The organism is uncultured Nitratireductor sp. (genome assembly GCF_913053745.1).
In the GTDB taxonomy this organism is placed as follows: domain Bacteria; phylum Pseudomonadota; class Alphaproteobacteria; order Rhizobiales; family Rhizobiaceae; genus Nitratireductor.
The window spans coordinates 34,133-58,183 of record NZ_CAJXGF010000007.1; the positions used below are offsets into that span (position 1 = coordinate 34,133).

19 protein-coding genes and 1 riboswitch are annotated in these 24,051 nt (G+C 62.0%); of the genes, 7 read left to right on the plus strand and 12 right to left on the minus strand.

Going from position 1 to position 24,051, the window contains the following annotated elements; all coding sequences use genetic code 11:
• Nucleotides 1-14: 14 nt before the first annotated feature.
• The 8 genes from parE to QZ638_RS02490 form a co-directional block, all read right to left on the minus strand.
• Nucleotides 15-2,066, minus strand: coding sequence for a DNA topoisomerase IV subunit B (parE, locus tag QZ638_RS02455; RefSeq protein ID WP_295806405.1), 2,052 nt, complete (start codon nt 2,064-2,066; stop codon nt 15-17).
• Between the two features lie 193 nt (nt 2,067-2,259).
• A complete protein-coding gene (gcvP, locus tag QZ638_RS02460; RefSeq protein ID WP_295806409.1) occupies nt 2,260-5,061 on the minus strand; it encodes an aminomethyl-transferring glycine dehydrogenase in 2,802 nt (933 codons plus the stop codon).
• Nucleotides 5,062-5,070: 9 nt separating this feature from the next.
• A complete protein-coding gene (gene gcvH / locus QZ638_RS02465; RefSeq protein ID WP_295806412.1) occupies nt 5,071-5,439 on the minus strand; it encodes a glycine cleavage system protein GcvH in 369 nt (122 codons plus the stop codon).
• A 7-nt stretch (nt 5,440-5,446) separates the two neighbouring features.
• Nucleotides 5,447-6,550 carry a glycine cleavage system aminomethyltransferase GcvT gene (gene gcvT, locus QZ638_RS02470; RefSeq protein WP_295806415.1) on the minus strand — a complete coding sequence of 368 codons (1,104 nt, stop codon included), beginning with the start codon at nt 6,548-6,550 and terminating at the stop codon, nt 5,447-5,449.
• Nucleotides 6,551-6,698: 148 nt separating this feature from the next.
• A riboswitch (glycine riboswitch) is annotated at nt 6,699-6,797 on the minus strand.
• A gap of 125 nt (nt 6,798-6,922) precedes the next feature.
• Complete coding sequence (locus tag QZ638_RS02475; RefSeq protein WP_295806419.1) at nt 6,923-7,306, minus strand: helix-turn-helix transcriptional regulator; 384 nt, start codon at nt 7,304-7,306, stop codon at nt 6,923-6,925.
• Nucleotides 7,307-7,514: 208 nt separating this feature from the next.
• Nucleotides 7,515-8,354, minus strand: coding sequence for an S-formylglutathione hydrolase (gene fghA / locus QZ638_RS02480; RefSeq protein ID WP_295806421.1), 840 nt, complete (start codon nt 8,352-8,354; stop codon nt 7,515-7,517).
• 4 nt (nt 8,355-8,358) lie between these two features.
• A complete protein-coding gene (locus QZ638_RS02485; RefSeq protein WP_295806465.1) occupies nt 8,359-8,823 on the minus strand; it encodes a YaiI/YqxD family protein in 465 nt (154 codons plus the stop codon).
• A 4-nt stretch (nt 8,824-8,827) separates the two neighbouring features.
• Nucleotides 8,828-9,955, minus strand: coding sequence for an S-(hydroxymethyl)glutathione dehydrogenase/class III alcohol dehydrogenase (locus QZ638_RS02490; protein WP_295806423.1), 1,128 nt, complete (start codon nt 9,953-9,955; stop codon nt 8,828-8,830).
• 194 nt (nt 9,956-10,149) lie between these two features.
• On the opposite strand from QZ638_RS02490, the gene QZ638_RS02495 reads away from it, so the two are divergent.
• The 5 genes from QZ638_RS02495 (at nt 10,150) to QZ638_RS02515 (ending at nt 18,766) form a co-directional block, all read left to right on the plus strand.
• Nucleotides 10,150-12,162, plus strand: a complete 2,013-nt coding sequence (locus QZ638_RS02495) for an acetyl/propionyl/methylcrotonyl-CoA carboxylase subunit alpha (RefSeq protein ID WP_295806426.1) — start codon at nt 10,150-10,152, stop codon at nt 12,160-12,162.
• An 11-nt stretch (nt 12,163-12,173) separates the two neighbouring features.
• Entirely contained in the window at nt 12,174-12,857 is a 684-nt protein-coding gene (locus tag QZ638_RS02500) for an HAD hydrolase-like protein (RefSeq protein WP_295806429.1), read from the plus strand.
• Nucleotides 12,858-12,955: 98 nt separating this feature from the next.
• Nucleotides 12,956-16,477 (plus strand): DNA polymerase III subunit alpha, encoded by a 3,522-nt coding sequence (gene dnaE / locus QZ638_RS02505; protein ID WP_295806431.1) that lies wholly within the window; start codon nt 12,956-12,958, stop codon nt 16,475-16,477.
• A 104-nt stretch (nt 16,478-16,581) separates the two neighbouring features.
• The gene (locus QZ638_RS02510; protein ID WP_295806433.1) at nt 16,582-17,673 is read left to right on the plus strand and encodes a YjgN family protein; all 1,092 of its coding nucleotides are present in this window, start codon (nt 16,582-16,584) and stop codon (nt 17,671-17,673) included.
• A 52-nt stretch (nt 17,674-17,725) separates the two neighbouring features.
• A complete protein-coding gene (locus QZ638_RS02515) occupies nt 17,726-18,766 on the plus strand; it encodes a M48 family metallopeptidase (RefSeq protein WP_295806438.1) in 1,041 nt (346 codons plus the stop codon).
• A gap of 15 nt (nt 18,767-18,781) precedes the next feature.
• On the opposite strand, the gene QZ638_RS02520 is transcribed toward QZ638_RS02515, so the two are convergent.
• Complete coding sequence (locus QZ638_RS02520) at nt 18,782-20,092, minus strand: DNA polymerase IV (RefSeq protein WP_295806441.1); 1,311 nt, start codon at nt 20,090-20,092, stop codon at nt 18,782-18,784.
• 3 nt (nt 20,093-20,095) lie between these two features.
• Nucleotides 20,096-21,040, minus strand: coding sequence for an ROK family protein (locus QZ638_RS02525; RefSeq protein ID WP_295806443.1), 945 nt, complete (start codon nt 21,038-21,040; stop codon nt 20,096-20,098).
• Between the two features lie 263 nt (nt 21,041-21,303).
• On the opposite strand from QZ638_RS02525, the gene QZ638_RS02530 reads away from it, so the two are divergent.
• Nucleotides 21,304-21,669 carry a response regulator gene (locus QZ638_RS02530; protein WP_295806445.1) on the plus strand — a complete coding sequence of 122 codons (366 nt, stop codon included), beginning with the start codon at nt 21,304-21,306 and terminating at the stop codon, nt 21,667-21,669.
• Nucleotides 21,670-21,691: 22 nt separating this feature from the next.
• On the plus strand, nt 21,692-23,113 hold the full coding sequence (locus tag QZ638_RS02535) for a PleD family two-component system response regulator (protein WP_295806447.1): 1,422 nt from the start codon (nt 21,692-21,694) through the stop codon (nt 23,111-23,113).
• 131 nt (nt 23,114-23,244) lie between these two features.
• Here the strand turns inward: QZ638_RS02535 and rpmG are convergent, their stop codons facing one another.
• Entirely contained in the window at nt 23,245-23,412 is a 168-nt protein-coding gene (gene rpmG / locus QZ638_RS02540; RefSeq protein WP_193370876.1) for a 50S ribosomal protein L33, read from the minus strand.
• Between the two features lie 122 nt (nt 23,413-23,534).
• The coding region (locus QZ638_RS02545; protein WP_295806453.1) for a S41 family peptidase at nt 23,535-24,051 on the minus strand (517 nt) is incomplete at its 5' end.

Consider the following 24,051-nt stretch of genomic DNA (forward strand, 5'->3'; position numbering starts at 1 on the left):
CGCGAATCAGCGGATCAGATATCCAGTTCTTCTGCGAACTCCGCATTGTCCTGGATAAAGCGAAAGCGCGCTTCCGGCTTGGTGCCCATGAGCGAGTCTATCGTGCTTCTGGTCGCTTCTTGACCGTCGAGAACCGTCACGCGCAGCAGAGTGCGCCTGGCAGGGTCCATGGTTGTTTCCTTGAGCTGGCTCGCCATCATCTCACCAAGGCCCTTGAAGCGGCCAACATCCACCTTGCCGCGGCCGGTGAATTCTGTCGCCAACAACTCGTCCTTGTGGGCGTCGTCGCGTGCATACATGGTTTTGCCGCCTTGGCTGATGCGGTAGAGCGGTGGAACCGCCATATAAAGATGCCCGTTTTCGATGAGTTGCGGCATTTCCTGATAAAAGAAAGTGATCAACAGAGAGGCGATATGCGCTCCGTCCACGTCGGCATCCGTCATGATGATCACGCGGTCGTAGCGCAGATCGTCTTCGCGATATTTCGAGCGTGTGCCGCAGCCGAGCGCCTGTGTAATGTCTGAAATCTGCTGGTTGGCGGCGAGTTTGCTCGTGCCGGCGCTGGCCACGTTCAGGATTTTGCCACGCAGCGGCAGTACGGCCTGGCTGGCGCGGTTGCGCGCCTGTTTGGCGGAGCCGCCGGCCGAGTCGCCCTCGACGATGAAGATTTCGGCACCGGCCGCGGCGCCCATGGTGCAGTCGGCGAGTTTGCCGGGCAGGCGTAGTTTGCGCACGGCACTCTTGCGGCTGACCTCGCGTTCCTGACGGCGGCGCAGGCGCTCGTCGGCGCGCGCCACGACCCAGTCGAGCAGCTTGGAGGCTTCCTGCGGGTTCTCCGCAAGCCAGTGATCGAAGGGATCGCGCACGGCGTTTTCGACAATGCGCATGGCGGCAGCCGTCGCCAGCTTGTCCTTGGTCTGACCGACGAATTCCGGTTCGCGTACGAATACGGAGAGCATGCCGGCGGCAGAGATCATCACGTCTTCGGATGTGATGATGGAGGCGCGCTTGTTGCCGGTGAGTTCTGCGTAGCTGCGCAGGCCACGCAGGAGCGCATTGCGGAAGCCGGTTTCGTGCGTGCCGCCCTCAGGCGTCGGTACGGTGTTGCAGTATGAATTGAGCATGGCGTCGCCGCCATACCAGGTGATTGCCCATTCCACGGCGCCATGGCCGGAATTTTTTTCGCTACGGCCCGAGAACACTTCTTTCGTGACCTGAAACTGCCCGTCGAGCGAGGCATTCAGATAGTCCTTGAGGCCGCCGGGGAAATGGAAGGTGGCCTTGTCCGGGGTCTCGTCCTTTTCGCCGATCAGCTCGGGTGCGCAGATCCAACGGATTTCGACACCGCCGAACAGATAGGCCTTGGACCGGGCCATCCGATAGAGGCGCGCCGGCATAAATTTGGCACCCTTGCCGAAAATTTCCTCATCCGGTTTGAAGCGCACCTTGGTGCCGCGGCGATTGTGGACATCGCCGAGCTGTTCGAGCCCGCCTTGCGGCAGGCCGCGTGAAAACGTTTGGCGGAAAAGCTGGCGATTGCGGGCCACCTCGACTTCGAGGAGTTCGGAAAGGGCGTTAACCACAGACACGCCCACGCCATGCAGGCCGCCGGAGGTCTCATAGACCTTGGAATCGAATTTGCCGCCGGCGTGCAGTGTCGTCATGATCACTTCGAGCGCCGACTTGTCCTTGAATTTCGGATGCGGATCGATGGGAATGCCGCGACCATTGTCGGTGACGGAGAGATAGCCTTCCGCGTCCAGCTCCACTTCGATGAAGGTGGCGTGACCGGCCACCGCTTCGTCCATGGAGTTGTCGATGACTTCGGCGAACAGATGATGCAGCGCCTTGTCGTCGGTGCCACCGATATACATGCCGGGACGGCGACGAACAGGCTCAAGGCCTTCCAGAACCTCGATGTCGGCAGCGCTGTAGCCATCCCCAGACGATGCGCGTGACGACGCGGGGCGCGGCGCGGGCTTGCGTTCGGGCGCAGTTGGCTCGGGCGTTTTCGCACGTTCTACATTGGTGGTCATTCCGGCGAAGAGGTCGTTGTTGTCGTCCATGAAGCGTGTGGTTTCCTGTCCGCGAATCACATCTCAGTTTGCCATGGATTCCAGGGCAAAGCGAAGCCTGTTCCGGTTCCGTTCGGAGTGTGTGGACGACGCTTTATCAGAAAGCGCGGGCCCCAGCCAAGAGCCATGGGCGAAATGGGTGATCATCTCCCTCCGACGGGGGGAGATGATCTTATTGATTGGTCTAACTCGCCAGCGCCTCGATGGGTGGGCAGGCGCAGACCAGATTGCGGTCGCCGCCGACATTGTCGACGCGTGAGACCGGCGGCCAGAATTTGGACGCCGCCGCGAGCGAACCTTCGGGGAAGGCGGCCTCGGCGCGACTGTAGGGATGGGGCCAGTCGTCGGCCATCAACTCCATTGCCGTGTGCGGTGCGTTGGCGAGCGGATTGTTGTCCTTGGGCCAGTCGCCTTTTTCCACGCGAGCCGCTTCATCGGCAATGGAGATCATCGCCTGGCAGAAGCGGTCGATTTCGCTTTTCGGTTCCGACTCGGTGGGTTCCACCATCAGCGTCCCGGCGACGGGAAAACTCATGGTCGGTGCGTGGAAGCCGTAATCGATGAGCCGCTTGGCGATGTCGTCGACGGTGACGCCGGCCCGGTCCTTGAAGACGCGCGTGTCGAGGATACATTCATGCGCCACGCGGTCGTTGCGGCCCTTGTAGAGTACTGGGTAGTGCTCTTTAAGGCTGTGGGCGATGTAATTGGCGTTGAGAATCGCCATTTCCGTCGCCCGCTTGAGACCGTCGCCGCCCATCATGCGAATATACATCCAGGTGATCGGCAGGATCGACGCGCTGCCGTATGGCGCCGCGGCCACCGCATGACCACTGCCAAGCGCCACATGCCCCGGCACGAACGGTTTCAGGTGCGCCTTGACGCCGATGGGACCGACGCCCGGTCCACCACCGCCATGGGGAATGCAGAAGGTCTTGTGCAGATTCAGGTGGCAGACATCCGCGCCCAGATCGCCCGGACGGGCAAGCCCGACCATTGCGTTGAGATTGGCGCCGTCGAAATAGACCTGGCCGCCATGCTCGTGGATCAACGCGCACATGTCGCGCACGCCTTCCTCGAACACGCCGTGGGTGGACGGGTAGGTAAGCATGAGAGCGGCAAGCCTGTCTGAATGTTCTGCCGCCTTCGCCGTCAGATCGTTCTGATCGATATTGCCATCGTCTGTGCAGCGCACGACCACCACCCGCATACCCGCCATCGAGGCGGAAGCCGGATTGGTGCCATGAGCGGAGGAGGGGATGAGACAGATGTCGCGGTCAGCCTCGCCACGCTCGGCATGGTAGCGGCGGATCGCCAGAAGGCCGGCATACTCGCCCTGGCTGCCGGCATTGGGCTGCAGCGAGACCGCATCGAAGCCGGTGATTTCCGAGAGCCAGCGGTCGAGATCCTCGGTCATCTGGCGATAACCCACCGTGTGTTCGGCCGGTGCAAAGGGGTGCAGGCCTGCCACTTCCGGCCAACTGACGGGCATCATCTCTGCGGCGGCATTGAGCTTCATGGTGCAGGAGCCGAGCGGGATCATGGCGCGGTCAAGCGCAAGATCCTTGTCGGCGAGCCTGCGCAGAAAGCGCATCATTTCGGTTTCCGAGCGGTGCGAATGGAAATCCGGTTGGGTGAGAAAGCTTCGTCCGCGTGCTTCGAAGGGCGCAAGACGAGGGGCGCTCTCCGGCAATTCCGCGCCGAACAGGGTGGCAAGGCCTGCCAGATCGTCCTCCCCGGTGGTTTCGTCGAGATTGATGCCGAGCCGGTCGGCATCAACGATGCGCAGAAGACGACCATCGGCCTCGGCCTGCGCGGCGATCTGCTTGGCTTTGCCCGGAACGGTTACCGTGACCGTGTCGAAGATCACGTCGCCGGCGAGCTGAATGCCTGCGGCCTTCAGCCCTGCATGCAAACGCGCTGTCCGTTCGTGCACGGCTTCGGCTATGGCCACGAGCCCCCCCGGCCCATGCCAGATCGCGTACGCAGCCGCCATGTTGGCGAGCAGCGCCTGCGCGGTGCAGATGTTGGAGGTGGCCTTGTCGCGGCGGATGTGCTGTTCGCGGGTCTGGAGCGCCAGTCGATAGCCCGCACGGCCGTGCGCATCGGTCGACTGGCCGACAAGACGGCCGGGCATGAGGCGCGTCAGCTTGTCCGAAACGGCGCAGTAAGCAGCGTGTGGTCCGCCAAAGCCCATTGGAACGCCGAAGCGTTGCATCGAGCCGACGGCTATGTCCGCACCAAGCTCTGCAGGCGTCTTGCTCAGGATGAGGCCGAGCGGATCGGCGACCATGATAATTACGACACCCTTTTCCTTTGCTTCGGAAATCAGGGCGCCATGGTCGCCGTAGACGCCATAGGTATCGGCCCAGGGCACGATCAGCGCGAATGTGTCATCGTCGATCGTGTCGCCGTCGACTTCGATGCCCAGCGGTGCTGCGCGGGTGACCACCACGTCGTGTGTTTGCGGGTGGAGTTCTCCGGCAAATGCCAGTCTGCTGCGTTTCGAGCGGTGATGGCGCCAGGCAATGCCCACGGCTTCGGCCACGGCCGAGCCTTCGTCCAGCAGCGAGGCGGAGGCGACCGGCAGGCCGGTCAGTTCCGTCACCAGCGTCTGGAAATGGAACAAAAGCTCAAGGCGGCCCTGGCTGATCTCCGACTGGTAGGGCGTGTAAGCCGTATACCAGGCGGGGTTCTCGAACAGGTTGCGCTGGATGACCGGCGGCACCTTTACGCCGTGATAGCCGGCGCCGATGAAGCTTTTCAGCACCTTGTTCTGGCGCATGGCGGCGCCAAGCTCGTCAAGTGCCTCGGATTCGCTGGCTGCCGGCGGCAGATCGAGCGGGCGATCGAGGCGAATCGAATTCGGCACCGCCTGCGAAATCAGCGTTTCGAGCGACGGCACGCCAAGCGTGGCCAGCATAGACTTGGTTTCTTCGCCACGCGGACCGATGTGGCGGGCAGCGAAGGGAACGGTGTTCTTGGACATGATGTTTCCTCAGGCAATCGACGCCTTGTAGGCGGCTTCGTCCATCAGGCCTTCAAGCTGGCTCTCATCGGCAAGTTTCATCTTCCACAGCCATCCATCGCCAGTTGGGGCGGAATTGACGAGCGCGGGATCGCTGGTCAGGGCTTCGTTCACCTCGGAGACTTCTCCGTCTGCCGGGGCGTAGACGTCGGAGGCGGCTTTGACGGATTCCACGACGACGGCTGTGTCGCCCCTGGACAGTTCCGCGCCGCTTTCCGGCAGTTCCACGAACACCAAATCGCCAAGCTGCTCCTGCGCGTAGTCGGTGATGCCGACCGTTGCGACGCCGTTCTCTACTTTGATCCACTCGTGATCTTCGGTGAAATAGATTTGGCTCATCTGGCTGTTATCCTTTTTTGTAGCGCTGCGGCGTGAAGGGAAGGGGGTGAACGTCTAGCGCGATGCGATTGCCGCGCACTTCGGTAAAAAGGTGGGTTCCGGGTTTGGAGAGCGCCTTGGCGACATAGCCCATGGCAACCGGATGACCGGCGGTGGGACCGAAACCGCCAGAGGTGACACGGCCAACGGTCTCGCCTGTCTCGTTGATGAGCGGCGCGCCCGCGCGCACGGGCTGGCGACCTTCCGGCTTCAGGCCGACGCGCTTTTCCTTAGCGCCATTGGCAATAATCCTCTGCAGGGCCTGCGCACCGATGAAATCTCCCTGTTCGCGCAGCGCCTTGGGAACGGCCCAGAGGATTGCGGCGCTTGCAGGGTCGGTATTCTCGTCGAGGTCCTGCCCGTGCAGGCAAAGTCCCGCTTCCAGGCGCAGACTGTCGCGAGCGGCGAGCCCAACCCACTGCACGCGATCGTCTTCGAGCAGTGTACGGGCGAAGCGCTCCGCTTCGTTGGCGGGGAGGGCGACCTCGAAACCGTCTTCACCCGTATAGCCGGAGCGGGCGGCGAACCAGCCATCGCGCGGTTCCGTACCGGTCATGAATGTCAGGTCGCTCAGATCAAGGCCGGCAGCGATCATTACGGCCTCGGCATCGGGGCCCTGCAGCGCCAGAAGAACGCGTTCCAGCGGTGTAAAGGAAACGTCGAAATCCGAGGCGATGGCACGCAAATGCGCTTCATCCTTCGCGGCATTACCGGCATTCGCCACAATCATGAAGCGGCTTTCGCCGAGGCGGGTGACGATCAGGTCATCGATGATGCCGGCCTGCTCATTGAGAAGGACAGTATATTTCGACTGACCTTCCTTCAGGTCAGTCGCTTCGAGCGGGCAGGCGCGCGAAAGGAAACCGGTTGTTCCTACGCCTTCGATCTCGAACAATTGCATGTGGGAGATGTCGAACAGGCCCGCGCTCTCACGTGTGTGCAGGTGCTCTTTCATCACGCCGGCGGGATAGGTCAGCGGCATACGCCAGCCGGCGAATGTGCCGAAACGCGCACCTGCATCTTCATGCAGCGCTTCCAGCGGCAGATGTTTTGGGGATTTCGCGTCGCTCATCATTCCTCCAGAATCGCACGCATGCCGCGTCAAGCGACATGTTCGTGCCCCTCTGTCGGAAGCCTGAGAGACTCGCGCAGCCGGAACCCTGTCGACCACGCTTACACCTTCGGCGCGGGGATCGCTCCCCGACTTTCCAGAGTGTCTTGCCCCGTCTACGGTTCTTTTGCCTGAGAGATTTCGGGCGATTTCCCCTTCGGCGTCCGCGCCGGATAAACACAGCGCAGCTCTCTCCCGCAGACAGGCAGGGCTTTTGCCCTCGACGGCTGGAAACTAGCGCAGGCAGCAGTCTTTGTCACCTGCCATTCAAATGCTTCAGGCTCTGCCATGCGCTATTCTGTGCACAATCGAGGGGATGCCGGGCCGGTGGCTTCAGCTCACTCCGCCGGCCCGCGCAAGGTCTGCTTCGATTTGCGTGACCAAGCGGTTTGTCTCGTCTTGAAGTTTGCGGATGCGCTTCAGATTCGCCGAAACTGCATTGACGAGCTCGGACCGGCTTTCGTCCGCGGGTGAGACGCCGACACCGTGCAGGAGCCATGAAAGACTTACGTTCAGAACACCTGCGAGCATGGCAAGACGGTTGGCGCGCGGTTGCGAGCGGTCGCTCTCCCAAGCCTGTATCGTTGCGGCTTTGACGCCGAGACGGCGCGCCAGTTCGGCAACTGAGAGACCGGCGGCATCGCGCGCCCGGGAAAGGCGGCCACCCATTGTGTCGCGATCGGGCGTGTCGGAATAGATATGTGCGGTGTCCTGCACCAGTCGGCACCTCCGTTGGTCCATCATCTTCGCCGAATGATCCCGCATCATAGAGCGGGTTTTCCTCGGAAAGCATGCCGGATGCGACACGCCAGCACAAGTTTGCGCCGGTGTGTCGATTGGCGCGAGAGGGAAAAAGTCTTTTCTGGCAGGGTATTAGCTGAAGAATGTGAGGGTTTGATTCATCGGCTTCACATTGGGATTCAACTTACGCCGCTGCAAGGCGTTCCGCGTGCCAGGCAAGGTGGCCGTCCATAAAGGTGGAGATGAAGAAATAGGAGTGGTCATAGCCCTCGCGCATCTTGAGCGTGAGGGGAATGCCGGCCTTCTGGCAGGCCGTTTCGAACAGCCAGGGGCGCAGACCCTCGTCGAGAAAACCGTCGGCGGTGCCCTGATCGATCAGAAACTCGCGGAAGCGGGCACCATCGGCAACGAGTGCGCAGGCGTCGTGTCCGCGCCAGGCAGCCTCGTCCGTTCCCAGATATTTCTCCAGCGCCGGCTTCGACCAGTCAGCCGTCGAGGGTTCGACGATGGGCGCGAAGGCGGAGCAGCTCTTGAAACGGCCCGGGTTTTTCAGCGCGATGGTCAGGGCACCGTGGCCACCCATGGAATGACCGAAAATGCCCTGGCGATCCATGTCTGCCGGAAAGCGTTCGGCGATCAGCGCCGGCAATTCCTCGGTGATGTAGGAATACATGCGGTAGTTTTTGACAAAGGGCTCCTGCGTGGCGTCCACATAGAAGCCGGCGCCCTTGCCGAACTGCCAATTGTCCGCCTCGTCGGGCACGTGGTCGCCGCGGGGGCTGGTGTCCGGGCAGACGACGATCAGACCGAGCTCTGCAGCCATGCGCCGATATTCGCCCTTGTCCATGACATTCGCATGGGTGCAGGTCAGACCTGACAGGTACCACAGCACGGGGCAGGGACGTTCGGCAGCCTGAGGAGGCACGAACACGGCGAATGTCATGTCGCACTGGCATGTTTCGGATGAGTGGCTGTAAACGCCCTGCACGCCGCCATGGGCGCGGGCGGTGGAGACGGTCTTCATGAGGTCAGTCCTTTTGTTCTTTCAAGGCGCGGCGCACGGTGCGATCGAGCGCCTGAAGAAAATCGGAGCGGTCGCGTGCAGTGAAACCGGCATTGTAGCCCTTGATTTCGCCTGCCTCGCGCAGATCCTGCTTGAGGTTGCGCATGGCCACCGCCATGCCGATCGTTTCGGGCGTGAAGGCGCGGCCGGTGGGGCCGAGCGCATGCACGTTGCGCTCCACCAAGCGTGCGGCCAACGGCACATCGGCCGTGATGGCGATGTCGCCGACCACGGCGTTGTCCACGATCCAGTCGTCGGCGGCATCGGCGGTGCCCGGCACCACCACATGTCGCACCATGGGATCCCGCGAGGGGCGCAGCCCGCCATTGGAAACATAGACGATGACGAGCCCGTGCCGCTCGGCGACACGGGCTGCTTCGGGTTTCACCGGACAGGCGTCCGCATCAACATAGATGGTCGTCAAGGCGATGGCCTCAGTAAACCACCACGGAGCGGATGGATTCGCCCGCATGCATGAGATCGAAGCCCTTGTTGATGTCTTCCAGCGACAGGGTGTGCGTGATCATCGGGTCGATGTCGATCTTGCCCTCCATGTACCAGTCGACGATCTTCGGCACATCCGTGCGTCCTCGTGCGCCACCGAAGGCGGTGCCCTTCCAGGTGCGACCGGTGACGAGTTGGAAGGGACGGGTGGAAATTTCCTGACCCGCGCCGGCCACGCCGATGATGATCGATTCACCCCAGCCGCGATGCGCGCTTTCCAGCGCCTGACGCATGACATTCACATTGCCAGTACAGTCGAACGTGTAGTCCGCGCCGCCGATCTGGTCCGCGCCGCGCTTGGTCATGTTGACGAGATAGGGAACGAGGTCTTCGCCGGCTTCCTTCGGATTGACGAAGTGCGTCATGCCGAATTTCTTGCCCCATTCCTTCTTGTCGTTGTTCAGGTCCACGCCGATAATCATGTCGGCTCCGGCAAGTCGTAGGCCCTGAATGACGTTGAGGCCGATGCCGCCGAGGCCGAAGACAATCGCCGTCGAGCCGATCTCGACCTTGGCCGTGTTGATGACTGCGCCAACGCCCGTGGTCACACCGCAACCGATATAGCAGATCTTGTCGAAGGGCGCGTCCGGATTGACCTTGGCGACGGCAATCTCGGGCAGAACGGTGAAATTCGAGAAAGTCGAACAGCCCATATAATGATGCAGTTTCTCGCCGTTGATGGAGAAACGGCTCGTGCCGTCGGGCATCAGGCCCTGGCCCTGAGTGGAGCGGATGGCGGTGCAAAGATTGGTCTTCTGCGACAGGCAGGACGGGCACTCGCGGCATTCGGGCGTGTAAAGCGGGATGACGTGATCGCCCTTACTGAGACTTGTCACGCCGGGGCCGACATCGACCACGACGCCCGCGCCCTCATGGCCGAGAATAGCCGGGAAGATGCCTTCGGGGTCCGCGCCAGACAGGGTGAATTCATCCGTATGGCAGATGCCGGTCGCCTTCACCTCGATCAGCACTTCGCCTTCGCGCGGGCCGTCGAGGTCGATCTCCATGATTTCAAGTGGTTTTCCTGCCTGAACGGCGATGGCGGCGCGGGTTTTCATGGACAACTCTCCTGCAAGTCCGGAATCTGAAGACGAAAGTTTCAGGAATTGTTCTGAGCCGCAAGTCTGATCAGGCAGCAGGATGACGTATTCCGACAAACCCGGTTCTCATGTGACAAATGTGTGAAACGCTTGAGCGCAGACATGCGAAGCCATAGAACAGAGTGAAAATCGCTCGTGGGGAAACGCCGTTCATGTTTAAGAAGATCCTCGTCGCCAATCGCGGTGAAATCGCCTGCCGGGTCATGAAGACGGCGAGGAGGATGGGCATCGCCACCGTTGCGGTTTACTCAGACGCGGATGCTGATGCTGTACATGTGGAGATGGCCGACGAGGCGGTGCACATCGGCCCGCCCGCTGCCAATCAGAGTTATCTGGTGGCAGACAGGATCATTGCCGCCTGCAAGGAGACCGGCGCGGAGGCCGTGCATCCCGGCTACGGCTTTCTCTCCGAAAATGCGGCTTTCTGCGAGAAGCTTGAGGCTGAAGACATCGTTTTCATCGGCCCCAAACCCAAGGCCATTCAAGCCATGGGGGACAAGATTACCTCCAAGAAGATTGCCGCCGAGGCCGGCGTCTCGACCGTTCCCGGTTTCATGGGGTTGATCGACGATGCCGAACACGCGGTCCGGATTGCCGGCGAGATCGGCTATCCGGTGATGATAAAGGCGTCGGCGGGCGGCGGCGGTAAGGGCATGCGTATCGCTTGGAATGATGGCGAAGCGCGTGAAGGGTTCGAGCGTTCGAAGTCGGAAGCTGCGTCGTCTTTCGGCGACGATCGCATTTTCATCGAGAAATTCGTGGAGGAACCGCGCCACATCGAGATTCAGGTGCTGGCGGATGCGCATGGCAATTGCCTTTATCTGGGCGAGCGCGAGTGTTCCATTCAGCGCCGCAATCAGAAGGTGGTCGAGGAAGCGCCGTCGCCTTTCCTCGATGCCGAGACCCGCGCCGCCATGGGCGCACAGTCGGTGGCGCTGGCGAAAGCCGTTGATTATCAAAGCGCTGGCACGGTCGAGTTCATCGTCGACAGGAACCGCAATTTCTATTTTCTGGAAATGAACACGCGCCTTCAGGTGGAGCACCCGGTGACGGAGCTTGTCACCGGCATCGACCTGGTGGAGCAGATGCTGCGCGTGGCGGCGGGCGAGGCGCTTTCCTTCGGTCAGGCGGATGTGAAGCTCAATGGCTGGGCCATCGAAAGCCGCATCTATGCCGAAGACCCGGTGCGCAACTTCCTGCCGTCCATCGGCCGGCTGACCCGCTATCGCCCGCCTGAGGAGGGGCGTTTCGGCGATGCCGTCCTGCGCAATGATACGGGCGTGACGGAAGGGTCGGAGATTTCCATGTTCTACGACCCGATGATCGCAAAGCTCTGCACCTGGGCGCCCGAGCGTCTCGATGCGATCAATGCGATGAGCGAGGCGCTGGACCGCTTCGTGATCGACGGGATCGAGCACAACATTCCCTTCCTCGCAGCCTTGATGAGCCATCCGCGCTGGCGTGAGGGCCGGCTGTCGACCGGCTTCATTGCCGAGGAATTTCCAGACGGTTTCGCGCCGCCTGCGCCGATGGCGGGCGAGCGGGCGGTTTTGGCTGCGGTGGCGCTCGCCGTGGAACTCTTGCGGCGTGATCGGCTGGATCGCCTCACCGGGCGTTTGGCACCGCATTCGGGCGAACTGAAACGCGACTGGGTGGTGCGGCTCGACGACGAGTATCTGTCGATCAGTCTTGTCGAGGGCATGATTTCCATTCCGCTTGAAATGGACATTCGCATAGATGATGCTGATCCGTTGACGGTGCGGTCTTCCTGGCGGCCGGGGGAACCCGTATGGGCGGGCGATGTCAACGGTCGCGCGGTTGCGGTGCAGGTGCGGCCAATTCTGAACGGGGTGCGTCTGGCCTGGCAGGGCGTTACGGCCAGTGCGCGTGTTATGCTGCCGCGTATCGCCGATCTCGACCGGCTGATGCCGGTGCGCGAAGCGCCCGACACATCGAAGATGCTGTTGTGCCCCATGCCGGGGCTGGTCGTGTCCATAGCCGTCACCGGAGGGCAGGAGGTCAAGGCGGGCGAGATCCTTGCCGTGGTCGAAGCCATGAAGATGGAAAATGTCCTTCGCGCCGAACGCGACGGAACCGTGACGAAGATCAATGCCGAACCTGGTGACAGCCTCGCTGTCGACGCAATCATCATGGAATTCGAGTAGGAGCTTTCCGAATGGCGGATAATGACTGGCGGGCAGCGGTGCTGTTCGATCTCGATGGCACGCTGACAAACCCGTTTGTCGGTATTTCAAACGGCGTTCGCCATGCGATGGAAAAGATGGGGCGTGGCGCGCCGGACGATGAAACCATCCGCTCGCATATCGGGCCGCCGCTCCACGTGACGTTCGCCACGCTTCTTGAGACGGAGGACGAGGCGCGTGTCTGGGAAGCCGTGGGGCACTACCGCGAACGTTACCAGCGTATCGGAAAGTTCGAGAACGAACTCATCCCGGGGATCAAGGACGTCCTGGCGCATTGCGTCGACGCGGGCCGCTTTTTATCCGTGGCAACGTCGAAGATGGAAAGCTACAGCAAGGATATCATCGCCCATTTCGGCTTGGAGGATTTCTTCGATGCGGTCCACGGTTCGGCGCCGGACGGAACCAATGCCAACAAGGCGGATCTGATCCGCCATATCCTGGCAAACGAGCCAATCGATGCGGGCAATGCTGTGATGATCGGCGACCGGCTTCACGATGTCGCCGGCGCCATGGCGAATGGCGTCCCGGCGATCGGTGTCCTCTGGGGCTTTGGCGACAGGGCCGAGCTTGTGGACGCCGGCGCGGTCGGGATCGTAGAGAACCCGGAAGCGCTCTCGGCGGCGATAAACCGGCTTCTCGCACCCGAGGCGGTCTGAGGCCCAGAAAGCCGTGCGTGGACGGTGTCGGGTCTTTACCCATCGCCTTCAATGCGGAACAATAAAGTTCCGAGTCTTCAAGAATCGAGCGGCAACTTATGGCGAGCGACAGGCGTTTGCGCGATCCGATCTTCGCGGCGGCGGAGCGTGAAAAGAACCGGCCGGAGCGGCCTTTCATTCACCTGAAGGTGCATTCCGCCTATTCGTTGCTCGAAGGCGCGTTGCCGCTCGGAAAGGTCATCGGCCATGCGTTGAAGGACGAGGCGCCGGCCATTGCCGTCACCGACACCAACAATCTGTTCGGTGCGCTTGAATTTGCACAGAAGGCTTCGAAGGAAGGGCTTCAGCCGATCGTCGGCTGTCAGCTCGACTGCGCTTTTGAGGATGCGCTGTCGGAAAGCCGGCGCGGCAGCGCACGCAAGAGCGGGCCGCAATACGATCCCCTGCTGCTGATCGCCGCGACGGAAGCCGGTTATACAAATCTGGTGCGGCTGGTGAGCCGTTCTTATCTCGAGAACGAACCGGGGGCAGCGACCCATATTTCCACCGAATGGCTGAGCGAGCTTTCCGACGGCATCATATGCCTGTCTGGCGGACCCCGCGGCCCGGTCGGCGCTGCGCTCAAGGCGGAGCGTCCCGAAGTGGCCGAGCGGCGCCTTCTGTTCCTCAAGGCGTGTTTCGGAAACAGGCTCTATGTGGAGCTCGAGCGGGTTGAGGGCTATGATCGTGCGGTCGAGGCCGCGACGGTCGATCTTGCCTACAAGCACGAATTGCCGCTTGTCGCCACCAATGAGGCATTTTTTCCGGCACGCGACGATTTCGAGGCCCACGACGCACTGATCGCCATTGCCGAGAGCGCTGTCATCGCCATGGATGACCGGCGTCAGCTTACACCGGACAATTACCTGAAGAGCCAGGCGGAGATGGCGCGGCTGTTTTCTGATCTGCCGGAAGCCGTCGACAATACGATCGAGATCGCCAGGCGCTGCTCCTATTTCCCCAGAACCCATCCGCCGATTCTGCCACGCTTCACCGGCGCCGATGCGGCCGATGCGGAGGCCGCACTGCAAGCAGAGGCCGACGAATTGCGACGCCAGGCGCGGGAAGGACTGGAGCGCCGGCTCGAAACACAGGGCATGGCGCCGGGTTACGAGCGCGAGGATTATACCGAACGTCTCGACTATGAGCTCGGCATTATCGAGCGGATGAAGTTTCCGGGTTACTTCCTGATCGTTGCCGACTTCATCAAATGGGCCAAGGCGCAGGACATTCCCGTGGGGCCTGGACGCGGTTCTGGCGCCGGCTCGCTTGTCGCTTATGCGCTCACGATCACGGATGTCGATCCGCTGCGTTTTTCGCTGCTGTTCGAACGCTTCCTCAATCCCGACCGCGTGTCGATGCCCGACTTCGATATCGATTTTTGTCAGGACCGCCGCGAAGAGGTGATCCGCTACGTGCAGGAGAAGTACGGCCGCGACCAGGTGGGGCAGATCATCACTTTCGGTACGCTGCAGGCCCGCGCGGTCTTGCGCGATGTCGGGCGCGTGCTCCAGATGCCCTACGGTCAGGTGGACCGGCTGTGCAAGATGGTGCCCTCCAATCCAGCCAATCCGACGCCGCTGCCCAAGGCGATCGAGGACGAACCCCGCTTTGCCGAGGAGGTCGAAAAGGAGCCAATCGTCGGCACGCTGCTGGATTATGCCCAGAAGCTCGAGGGCCTTTACCGCCACGCTTCGACGCACGCCGCCGGTATCGTGATCGGTGACCGGCCGCTTTCGGAGCTCGTCCCGATGTACCGAGACCCGCGCTCCGACATGCCGGTCACCCAGTTCAACATGAAATGGGTCGAGCAAGCGGGGCTGGTGAAGTTCGACTTTCTCGGCCTTAAAACGCTGACAGTACTGGAAACGGCGGTGAAGTTGATCCGCCGGCACGGCATTGAGATCGACCTGTCACGTATCCCGCTCGACGATCCGGAGACGTATGCGATGCTCTCGCGCGGCGAGACGGTTGGCGTGTTCCAGGTGGAATCGGCAGGCATGCGTAAGGCTCTCATCGGCATGAGGCCGGACCGGGTGGAGGACATCATCGCTCTGGTGGCGCTCTATCGTCCGGGTCCCATGGAGAACATCCCGACCTACAATGCCCGCAAGCATGGCGAGGAGGAAATCGCCTCGATCCACCCGAAAATCGACCATCTGGTGAAGGAGACGCAAGGCGTTATCGTTTACCAGGAGCAGGTGATGCAGATCGCGCAGGAGCTGGCCGGCTACACGCTTGGACAGGCTGATCTTCTGCGCCGGGCCATGGGCAAGAAGATCCGCGCCGAGATGGAGAAGCAGCGCGGCATTTTTGTGGAAGGTGCCACGGAGCGCGGCGTTTCCAAGCAGCAGGCCGATTTCATCTTCGACCTTCTGGCCAAGTTCGCCGACTACGGCTTCAACAAGTCGCACGCCGCAGCCTACGCCATCGTCTCATATCAGACGGCCTATCTGAAGGCACATTACCCGGTCGAATTCCTGGCTGCGTCGATGACCTACGACATGGCCAACTCCGACAAGCTCAACGACTTTCGCCGTGACGCGATGCGTCTGGGCATCGAGGTCGTGTCTCCGTCGGTTCTGACCTCGCATCGCCCGTTCGAAGTGGGAGAGAACAAGATTTTCTATGCACTCGCCGCCATCAAAGGCGTCGGCGAGGCCGCGGTCGAGCACATTGTCGAGAAACGCAACGAGAAGCAGTTCGAAAGCCTTGAGGATTTCTGTGCTCGCATCGACCCGAAAATCGTCGGCAAGCGTGTCTTCGAAAGCCTGATCCAGGCTGGCGCTTTCGACTGCTTCGGTCACGACCGTGCGGCGCTTTTCGGCGGAATCGACAGGCTGATGGGCATGGCCGCCCGCACGGCGGAAGATGCGGCCATGGGGCAGGGCGACATTTTCGGCATGTCGGACGGTGGCGAGCCGCAGAAGATACACCTGCCGACGGTCGAGCCGTGGACGGCGGCCGACAAATTGCACCGCGAGTTTCAGGTCGTGGGTTGTTATCTCTCCGCGCATCCGCTGGACGAATATGCCGAAATTCTCGAGAAGATGCGGGTGCAGAACTGGGGTGATTTCCAGGCAGCGGTCAAGCGCGGGGCGAGCGCCGGTCGACTTGCTGGCACCGTGACCTCCAAGCAGGAACGGCGCACACGTACAGGCAACAAAATGGGGATCATCCAATTGTCCGACGCCACCGGACAGTATGAAGCGGTACTGTTTTCGGAGGCGCTGGCACAGTATCGCGACCTTCTGGAAGCGGGCTCCTCCGTCGTTGTCATGGTGGGCGCGGAAAACAGACCCGAGGGTGTCAATTTACGCATTCAGGGCGTCCAGTCGCTGGAGGAAGAAGCTTGCCGGATGCAAAAGGCATTGCGTATTTATCTGCGCGATCCGAAGCCGCTCGCCGCCATTTCCTCGCAACTGACCCAGCGCGGCGATGCGCAGGTAAGTCTCGTCGTCATCAAGGAAGGTGGGCAAGGCGAGATTGAGGTCGGATTGCCAAACCGTTACCGCATCTCACCACAGATCGCTGCGGCCATGCGCGCCGTTCCGGGCGTGGTCGAGGTGGAGTTGGTTTAAGGCGCTCGCCGGGACAACCGCACTGCAACTGCTGATCGTTGTTTCGATGTCCGTTTGTGGTTAGAAGGCCCGGCTGTCTGATTCATAGTCGGGGAAACAATTTCATGACATCTTCAGAAACGGCGGTCGCGAGCCGTGAAGTGCCGGCGTATCTCGAATTCTCCTTTACTGGCCGGGCTCTGGAGTATTTCGGCATATGGATCGTCAACCTGTTCTTGTCGATCATCACGCTCGGCATCTACACCGCCTGGGCCAAGGTACGTCGGCTCCGCTATTTTTATGGAAACACCTGGCTCGACGGGCACAATTTCGAATACCACGCCCGCCCTGTCAGCATTCTGATCGGACGCATCATCGTTGTGTCGTTGTTGATCGCCTACAATCTGCTTGTCAGTGTCTCACCCTTCTTCGGACTATTGATTTTTCTGTATCTTTTGGCCTTTCCATGGCTTCTCAACAAATCGATGTCGTTCAATGCGCGCATGACGAGCTACCGCAATGTGCGGCTCAATTTCCGTGGATCGTACTGGGGGGCGTTGTTGGCCTTCGTGATCATGCCCGTTGTGGCGCTGCTGACCGCCGGTCTCCTGTTCCCGCTCGCCTCCAAGCTTTCCAACGATTACATCGGTCGTCATCTCGGATACGGCTCGGCGCGGTTCGAAACGCGGGCGCCGCTGAAAGCGCTTTATGGCAATCTGGGCTCAACGATTCTCTTCGTTATCATGGTGACTTTGGTATGCGCCGGGATCGGTTTTGTGATCGGTTCATCGATGGTCTCCGTCGGCAACATGATCGAGAAGGGTGGTGACGAGTTGCTGGATGTACTGACCTTCGGCCCCATCACCGGGGCGCTTATCGGTGGCTACATTGCGTTGGCCGTCGCTTATCTCTTCTATGCTGCCGGAGTGCGCAACGTCGCCTACAATCATACGGTGCTTGACGGGAAACATCGCCTGACCTCCAGCGTCGGCCGGTTGCGCTATGTCTGGATTCTCGTCTCCAACCTGTTTGCGACGATTTTGACACTCGGGCTCCTGCGTCCTTGGGCCGCTGTCCGAACCTGGCGCTATCTGGCGAGCAGCACGGGCCTTCTTGCCGCGGGCTCACTCGATCATTTCGTTGATGAGGCGGCGCCAGAGGGGAGCGTAGGAGCGGCTGAATTCTTCGATATCGAAGGCATCGATTTCGGGCTTTGAGCGCTTGCGCTATCGTGCGAAGACGCAGAACCATGCTCGGAGAAGGTGAGCCATGATAAAGGGACGCTATTTTCCGGCCGGCTCGGCGCGCGTCGTTGCGGCCAGTCTCTCCGGGACGCGAGATCGGCTCGTCCTGCATCTGGAAAACGAACCGGATGCGGCCGATGCGAAGCTTACCTCAGTCTCCGATCCGATTGCGGGTGTTCCACGCAAGCTAACCTTTGCAGATGGCGGCGTTTTCGAAGCACCGCTTGGAGCGGACGTGGACGGTTTGTTGAAAACCGGCGGAACCTTTTTCGCACGGCTCACGCGACTTGAAGCCAATCTCGGACTGGTGGCCGCTGTGGCTGTGGTGACGATAGGACTCGTCTTTGCTGCCTATCGTTTCGGCATCCCGCTTCTGGCATCCGGAGCCGCGGCGATTACTCCGGCGCCCGTCGTTGCGGCGATGGATCGCGGGACGCTGGAGACTGTCGACCGTGCCGTCTTTTCACCGTCGCAATTGAACGCCGGGCGGCGACGGAAACTGCAGGCAATGTTCGAGGAACTGTCGCAACTTGCCGGCGACGACGGGCCGGCGCTGCGGCTGGAGTTGCGCCAGGGCGGCATGATCGGCCCAAACGCGCTGGCCTTGCCGGGTGGGACAATCATCGTCACCGACGAGCTTGTCGGGCTTGCCGCATCGGATGATGAGATCGCCGGTGTTATGGCGCACGAGATCGGCCATGTCCGTGAGAGGCACTCACTGCAGCAGATCTATCGTGTGCTTGGCATCGGTTTTATGGTCGGCCTGGTCGGCGGCGATGCGAGTCAACTGGTGGACGACGTGGTGACACAAGCCAGTGCACTTCAAGCTCTCGTCTATTCGCGCGAATTCGAAACCCATGCGGACCTATACAGCGTCGGGCTGATGGTGAAGGCGGGGCGCGACCCTCTGGCGTTCGTGGGGCTTCTCGATCGGATTGTCAGAGATGCGGGCGGTTCCGGCGAAACCGGGTGGCTGGCAACGCATCCAGGCACCAAGGACCGGCGAGAAGCCGTGCGCAAGCGCGCCGAGGCGCTGGACGGGGCAGGTGAGACAGCGCAGGAGTAGGGCCATCGCGCGCCGTCATTCCCTGTCGTCGCCATCGCGTTGCTTTCCGTGTCCGAACGTATATCCGGTCTCCACCGCCTGTTTGCCGAACTTTTCGCGCAGGCTGTCTATGGCGCCTTCAGCCAGTGCACGCTTGTGCGATAGGCGGTCGACCAGATCGGGCGGATCGGCCTTGGCCGCGTCTGTCAGGTCGCTCACCCCGATGCCCAGAAGGCGAAAGCGTGTGCCGTCGACCTCGCGTTTCAAAAGGTCGAGGCCGGTGTGAAAAATACGGTCGGCCAACCGGGTCGGATCGCCCAACTGCCGATTGCGCGTGCGAATGCGAAAGTCGGCGGTCTTGAGTTTCAGAACGACGGTGCGGCCGGCAATTTCGGCTTTCTTGAGGCGGGTGGAGACGCGTTCCGACAGTGCCCGCAGCACAGGCACCAGTTCCTCCGTCCGGGAAAGGTCGACGTTGAACGTGGTTTCGGAGGAAACGCTTTTGGCCTCGCTGCGTGGCTTCACGGTGCGCTCATCCATTCCCCGGGAAAGATGATAAAGTCGGTCCCCCATGGTGCCGTAGCGGCGCATCAGATCGCCGCGCTCCATGGTTTGAAGCTGGCCGATGGTACGTAACCCATCCTTGGCGAGCGTGGCGGCGAAGGCTTTACCCACACCCCAGATAAGCGTCACGGGTTGCTGCCCGAGGAAGGAGAAGGCCTCCTCCCTACCGATGACGGAGAAACCGCGCGGCTTGTCCAGATCCGAGGCGACTTTGGCGAGGAATTTACAATAGGAAAGCCCAACCGATACGGTGATGCCAACCTCCTCTTCCACTTGGCGTGCAAAACGCGCCAGCACCAGGGCGGGCGGTGCGCTGTGCAGCTTTTCGGTGCCGGCGAGATCTAGAAAGGCCTCGTCTATGGAGAGCGGCTCGACCATGGGGGTCAACGCTTCCATCATCGAGCGCACCTGGCGCCCGACGCTGACATACTTTTCCATGTCCGGCTTGATGACGATGGCTTCGGGACAGGCTTCCAATGCCTTGAACATGGGCATGGCCGAGTGCACGCCGTACATGCGCGCCACGTAGCAGGCGGCGGAGACCACGCCGCGCTGGCCGCCGCCGACGATGACCGGCTTGTCGCGCAGCTTGGGACGGTCGCGCTTTTCGACGCTGGCGTAGAAGGCGTCGCAGTCGATGTGGGCCAGACTGAGGCGGTCCAGCTCCTCGTGCCAGATCAGGCGCAGACCGCCACAGGCCGGACAACGTTGCGGCCGCGTGCCGGGGGCGGCCGACTCCGGTTCGGGAAAAGTCTCCAGGCAGTCGCGGCAAAGTCCGGGCACGGCTCAGGATGCCTCGGCCAGGGCGGCCGGCAGTTCCTCCGGCCGCCACAGACGGGCGGCGCCAAAGACGCCGCTGGAATCGCCGTGGCGCGCCTTCAGGAGCCGGGTGGCGATGTTGTCGGAGAAGACGTAGCGCGGCAGCAGCGCCGGCACCGTCTCGTAGAAGCGGTCCACGTTGGACAGTCCGCCGCCCAGCACCACGGCGTCGGGATCGAGGATGTTGATCACCTGGGCCAGGGCGCGGGCCAGGCGGTCCTCGTAGCGGGTGACGGCGGCCAGCGCCTCGGGCTCGCCCTGCTGGGCGCGCTCCACGATTTCCTTTGCCGTGAGTTCGGGGGCAGCAATATCGGGGCCGCCGGCGCGCCGGAAGTCGTCAGCCATGCCGGGGCCGGAGAGAAAGGTCTCGATACAGCCCTGCTTGCCGCAATAGCAGTCGGGCCCGGGCAGTTCCGCCGCGCTGCGCCAGGGCAGGGGATTGTGGCCCCATTCGCCGGCGATGGCGTTGCAGCCGATCAGTGGGCGGCCGTGGACCACGATGCCGCCGCCGGTCCCGGTGCCGAGGATGGCGGCGAAGACCACGTCCGCGCCCGCGGCGGCGCCGTCGGCGGCCTCGGAGAGGGCCAGGCAGTTGGCGTCGTTCATGAGCCGCACCGGACGGCCGAAGGCGGCGGCGAGGTCGCGATCGAGGGTCTGATTTAGCAGCCAGGTAGAATTGGCATTCTTGATCAAACCTGTGGTTGCCGACAGCGCGCCTGGAATGCCGACGCCGATGCTGCCGCGCCGGCCGGTCTCCTGTTCAAGCTGTTGAACCAGCGCCGTAATCGCGCTTATGGTGGCGTTGTAGTCACGGCGCGGGGTCGGCACGCGCCTGCGGACGATTACGGCGCCGTCGCTGTCGAGGGCGGCGGCCTCAATTTTTGTGCCGCCAAGGTCCACCCCGATCTGCATGAACTCCCTATCTTTTTGAGACCTACGACTGTTCCGGAAAGCGCTGGAATGTTAGCAAAGCTTACCAAATATTAACTTTATTCCTCTATCAATGAAGCTGTGTCGGCGGTCGTGCCACTCACGGTAGAGAGGGGCAGGACGCAGCCGCGAATTCAGGAAATGTCGGTGCCGTCTTTCACCAGACTGTGCCCTTTACTCACGGGGGTCCCATCGGGCAGGGCAAGCATATGATGAATGGAACGAATATCGTCAAGGATACTGGCGTGGCGAAGACCGTACTGATCGTCGAGGACAACGAGCTCAACATGAAGCTCTTCCACGATCTGCTAGAGGCGCACGGTTACAACATCCTGCAGACCAAGGACGGCATGGAGGCCTTGCGCCTGGCGCGTGAGCACCATCCGGATCTGATCCTCATGGATATTCAGTTGCCGGAGGTCTCCGGCCTGGAGGTCACGAAGTGGATCAAGGAAGACGACAATCTGAAATCGATTCCGGTCGTCGCCGTCACCGCCTTCGCGATGAAGGGTGACGAAGAGAAGATCCGCGAGGGTGGCTGCGAGGCTTACATCGCCAAGCCGATCTCCGTCACGAATTTCCTGGAGACCGTCGAGCGGTTCCTCAACTAGCCGCCGCGGGACCTTTTCCGATATGACCGCGCGGATTCTGGTCGTCGATGACATTCCGGCGAATGTCAAACTGCTCGAGGTCAAGCTGACCGCCGAGTACTTCGACGTCGTGACGGCGTCCGACGGCCCTTCGGCTATTGAACTGGCGCACAGCCAAGCGCCGGACCTCATCCTCAGTGACGTCATGATGCCCGGCATGGACGGCTTCGAGCTGTGCCAGCGGCTGAAGGCGGACCCCGAGACCAGCCATATTCCTTTGGTCATGGTGACGGCGCTGAGCGACGTCGCCGACCGCGTGCGCGGCCTGGAGGCCGGCGCCGACGACTTCCTGACCAAGCCGGTCAACGACATCGCGCTCTTCGCGCGCGTTCGCTCGCTGGCGCGGCTCAAGCAGATGATGGACGAACTGCGGGTCCGCCAGGCCGCCAGCGGCAACGGTGAGATGCTCACCGAAGCCGACCTGGAGAACGACAGTGAGCTGGGCGATGCGAAGATCCTGCTGGCCGATTCCAGCGAGACCCTGGCCGGCAAGGTGGAGAGCTACCTGGCCGAGGACGGGCACCGGACCCATCACGTCAAGACCGGCCAGGCCGCCCTGGCCCTGGCGCAGGCCGAAGCCTTCGACCTGCTGATCGTCAGCCTGCACCTGGGCCAGGAAGACGGCCTCAGGCTGTGCTCGCAGTTTCGCTCGCAGGACGACACGCGCCACGTGCCGATCCTGCTGCTGCTGGACGAAGAAGACCTGCCGCGCCTGCCCAAGGGGCTGGAGATCGGCGTCACCGACTATCTGATCAAGCCGATCGACCGGAACGAATTGCGCGCCCGCACGCGCACCCAGATTCGCCGCCGCCGCTACCATGACAAGCTGCGCGAGATGCTGCAGCGCTCCGTGGCGCTGGCCTACACCGACACCCTGACGGGGGTCTACAACCGCCGCTACATGAACGCGCACCTGGACCGCAAGATCATGGAGATCGCGGAGACGGTGAAGCCGGTGTCGCTCCTGATGTTCGACATCGATCACTTCAAGAGCATCAACGATTCCCATGGTCACAACGCCGGCGACGAAGTGCTGGTCGAACTGGCCAAGCGGGTATCACGCGGTGTGCGCGACATCGACCTGGTGTCGCGCTACGGCGGCGAGGAGTTCGTCATCGTCATGCCCGATGCCGACGTCGAGGTGGCGGTGAACGTGGCCGAGCGTGTCCGCGCCCTGGTCAGCGATCAGCCCTTCACGGTCTCCGGGCAGGTGGGGGAACTGGACGTCAGCATCTCGGTCGGGGTCGCCACCACGCGCGACCCGACGGAGACCACCGAGTCCCTGATCGGCCGCGCCGACGAAGCGCTTTACCGGGCGAAGGGACGGGGCCGCAACTGCGTCTGTTCGGCGGAACTGGACCAGCTCGCCCAGCGCCACGCCCCCCTGCCGGCCGCCGGCGAGTAGCCTTCCAAAAGCGCCCCGGGCGGCAGATCTCCCAGACCTGAAAGAGCCCCTTAAGCGGGGGAGAGGCGGAATCGAAAAGCGGCCGCCTGCAAAGGCGACCGCTCGACTCGGTAAAGCAGGAAGTTTCCCGCTTACTTCATCTTCGATTCCTTGAAGATCACGTGCTTGCGCGCCACGGGATCGAATTTCCGCAACTCAAGCTTTTCGGTCATGGTGCGCGGGTTCTTCTTGGCCACGTAGAAGTAGCCCGTGTCCGCGGTGCTCACCATCTTGATCAGTTGCGTGGCTGGCTTGGCCATATCCGCTGTCCTTTACCTGAACTCATCGAGGTTGCCGGGAAAATACTGTGCCTCGGGCAACTGTCAAGCCCGGCGCTGCCGCCGCGCCTTGCGCAAGGCAAATTAGGAATAAAGACCTTTGATTAGGAGCCCGAGGAGGTTGGAGCCGCGTGGACGCTGGCCGCCGTGTCCGGCTGGCCATGCAGTGCCCGGGCATAGAGGCCCGGCTCTTCCAACAGCTGGCGGGCCACCGTGAGGTCGATCTCCGCGTCGTCGCCTTCGCGGGCCGGGCAGTGGGCCCGCAGCTCCTCGACGGCCGCGTCGTCGTTACTGTCGATGTCTTGCCGGCGCAGCTCCGCCGCCAGGGGCAGGGCGCCGCTGCGGATGCGGGTCATGACGTCGGCCGGGGTGCTGACGTCGCCGGTGGTGCAGACGTCGGGCAGCACGCCCCGGCGGTGCAGGGCGTAGCCGGAGGGCGCGTGGAAGCGGGCCCAGGTCAGGTAGAACTCGCCGTGATTGGGCAGCTGGAACACCGTCTGAACGGTGCCCTTGCCGTAGGAGCCGCTGCCGACCAGGACGGCGCGGCCGGAATCCTGCAGCGCGGCGGCGACGATCTCGGAGGCCGAGGCCGAACCACCGTCGATCAGCACCACCAGGGGC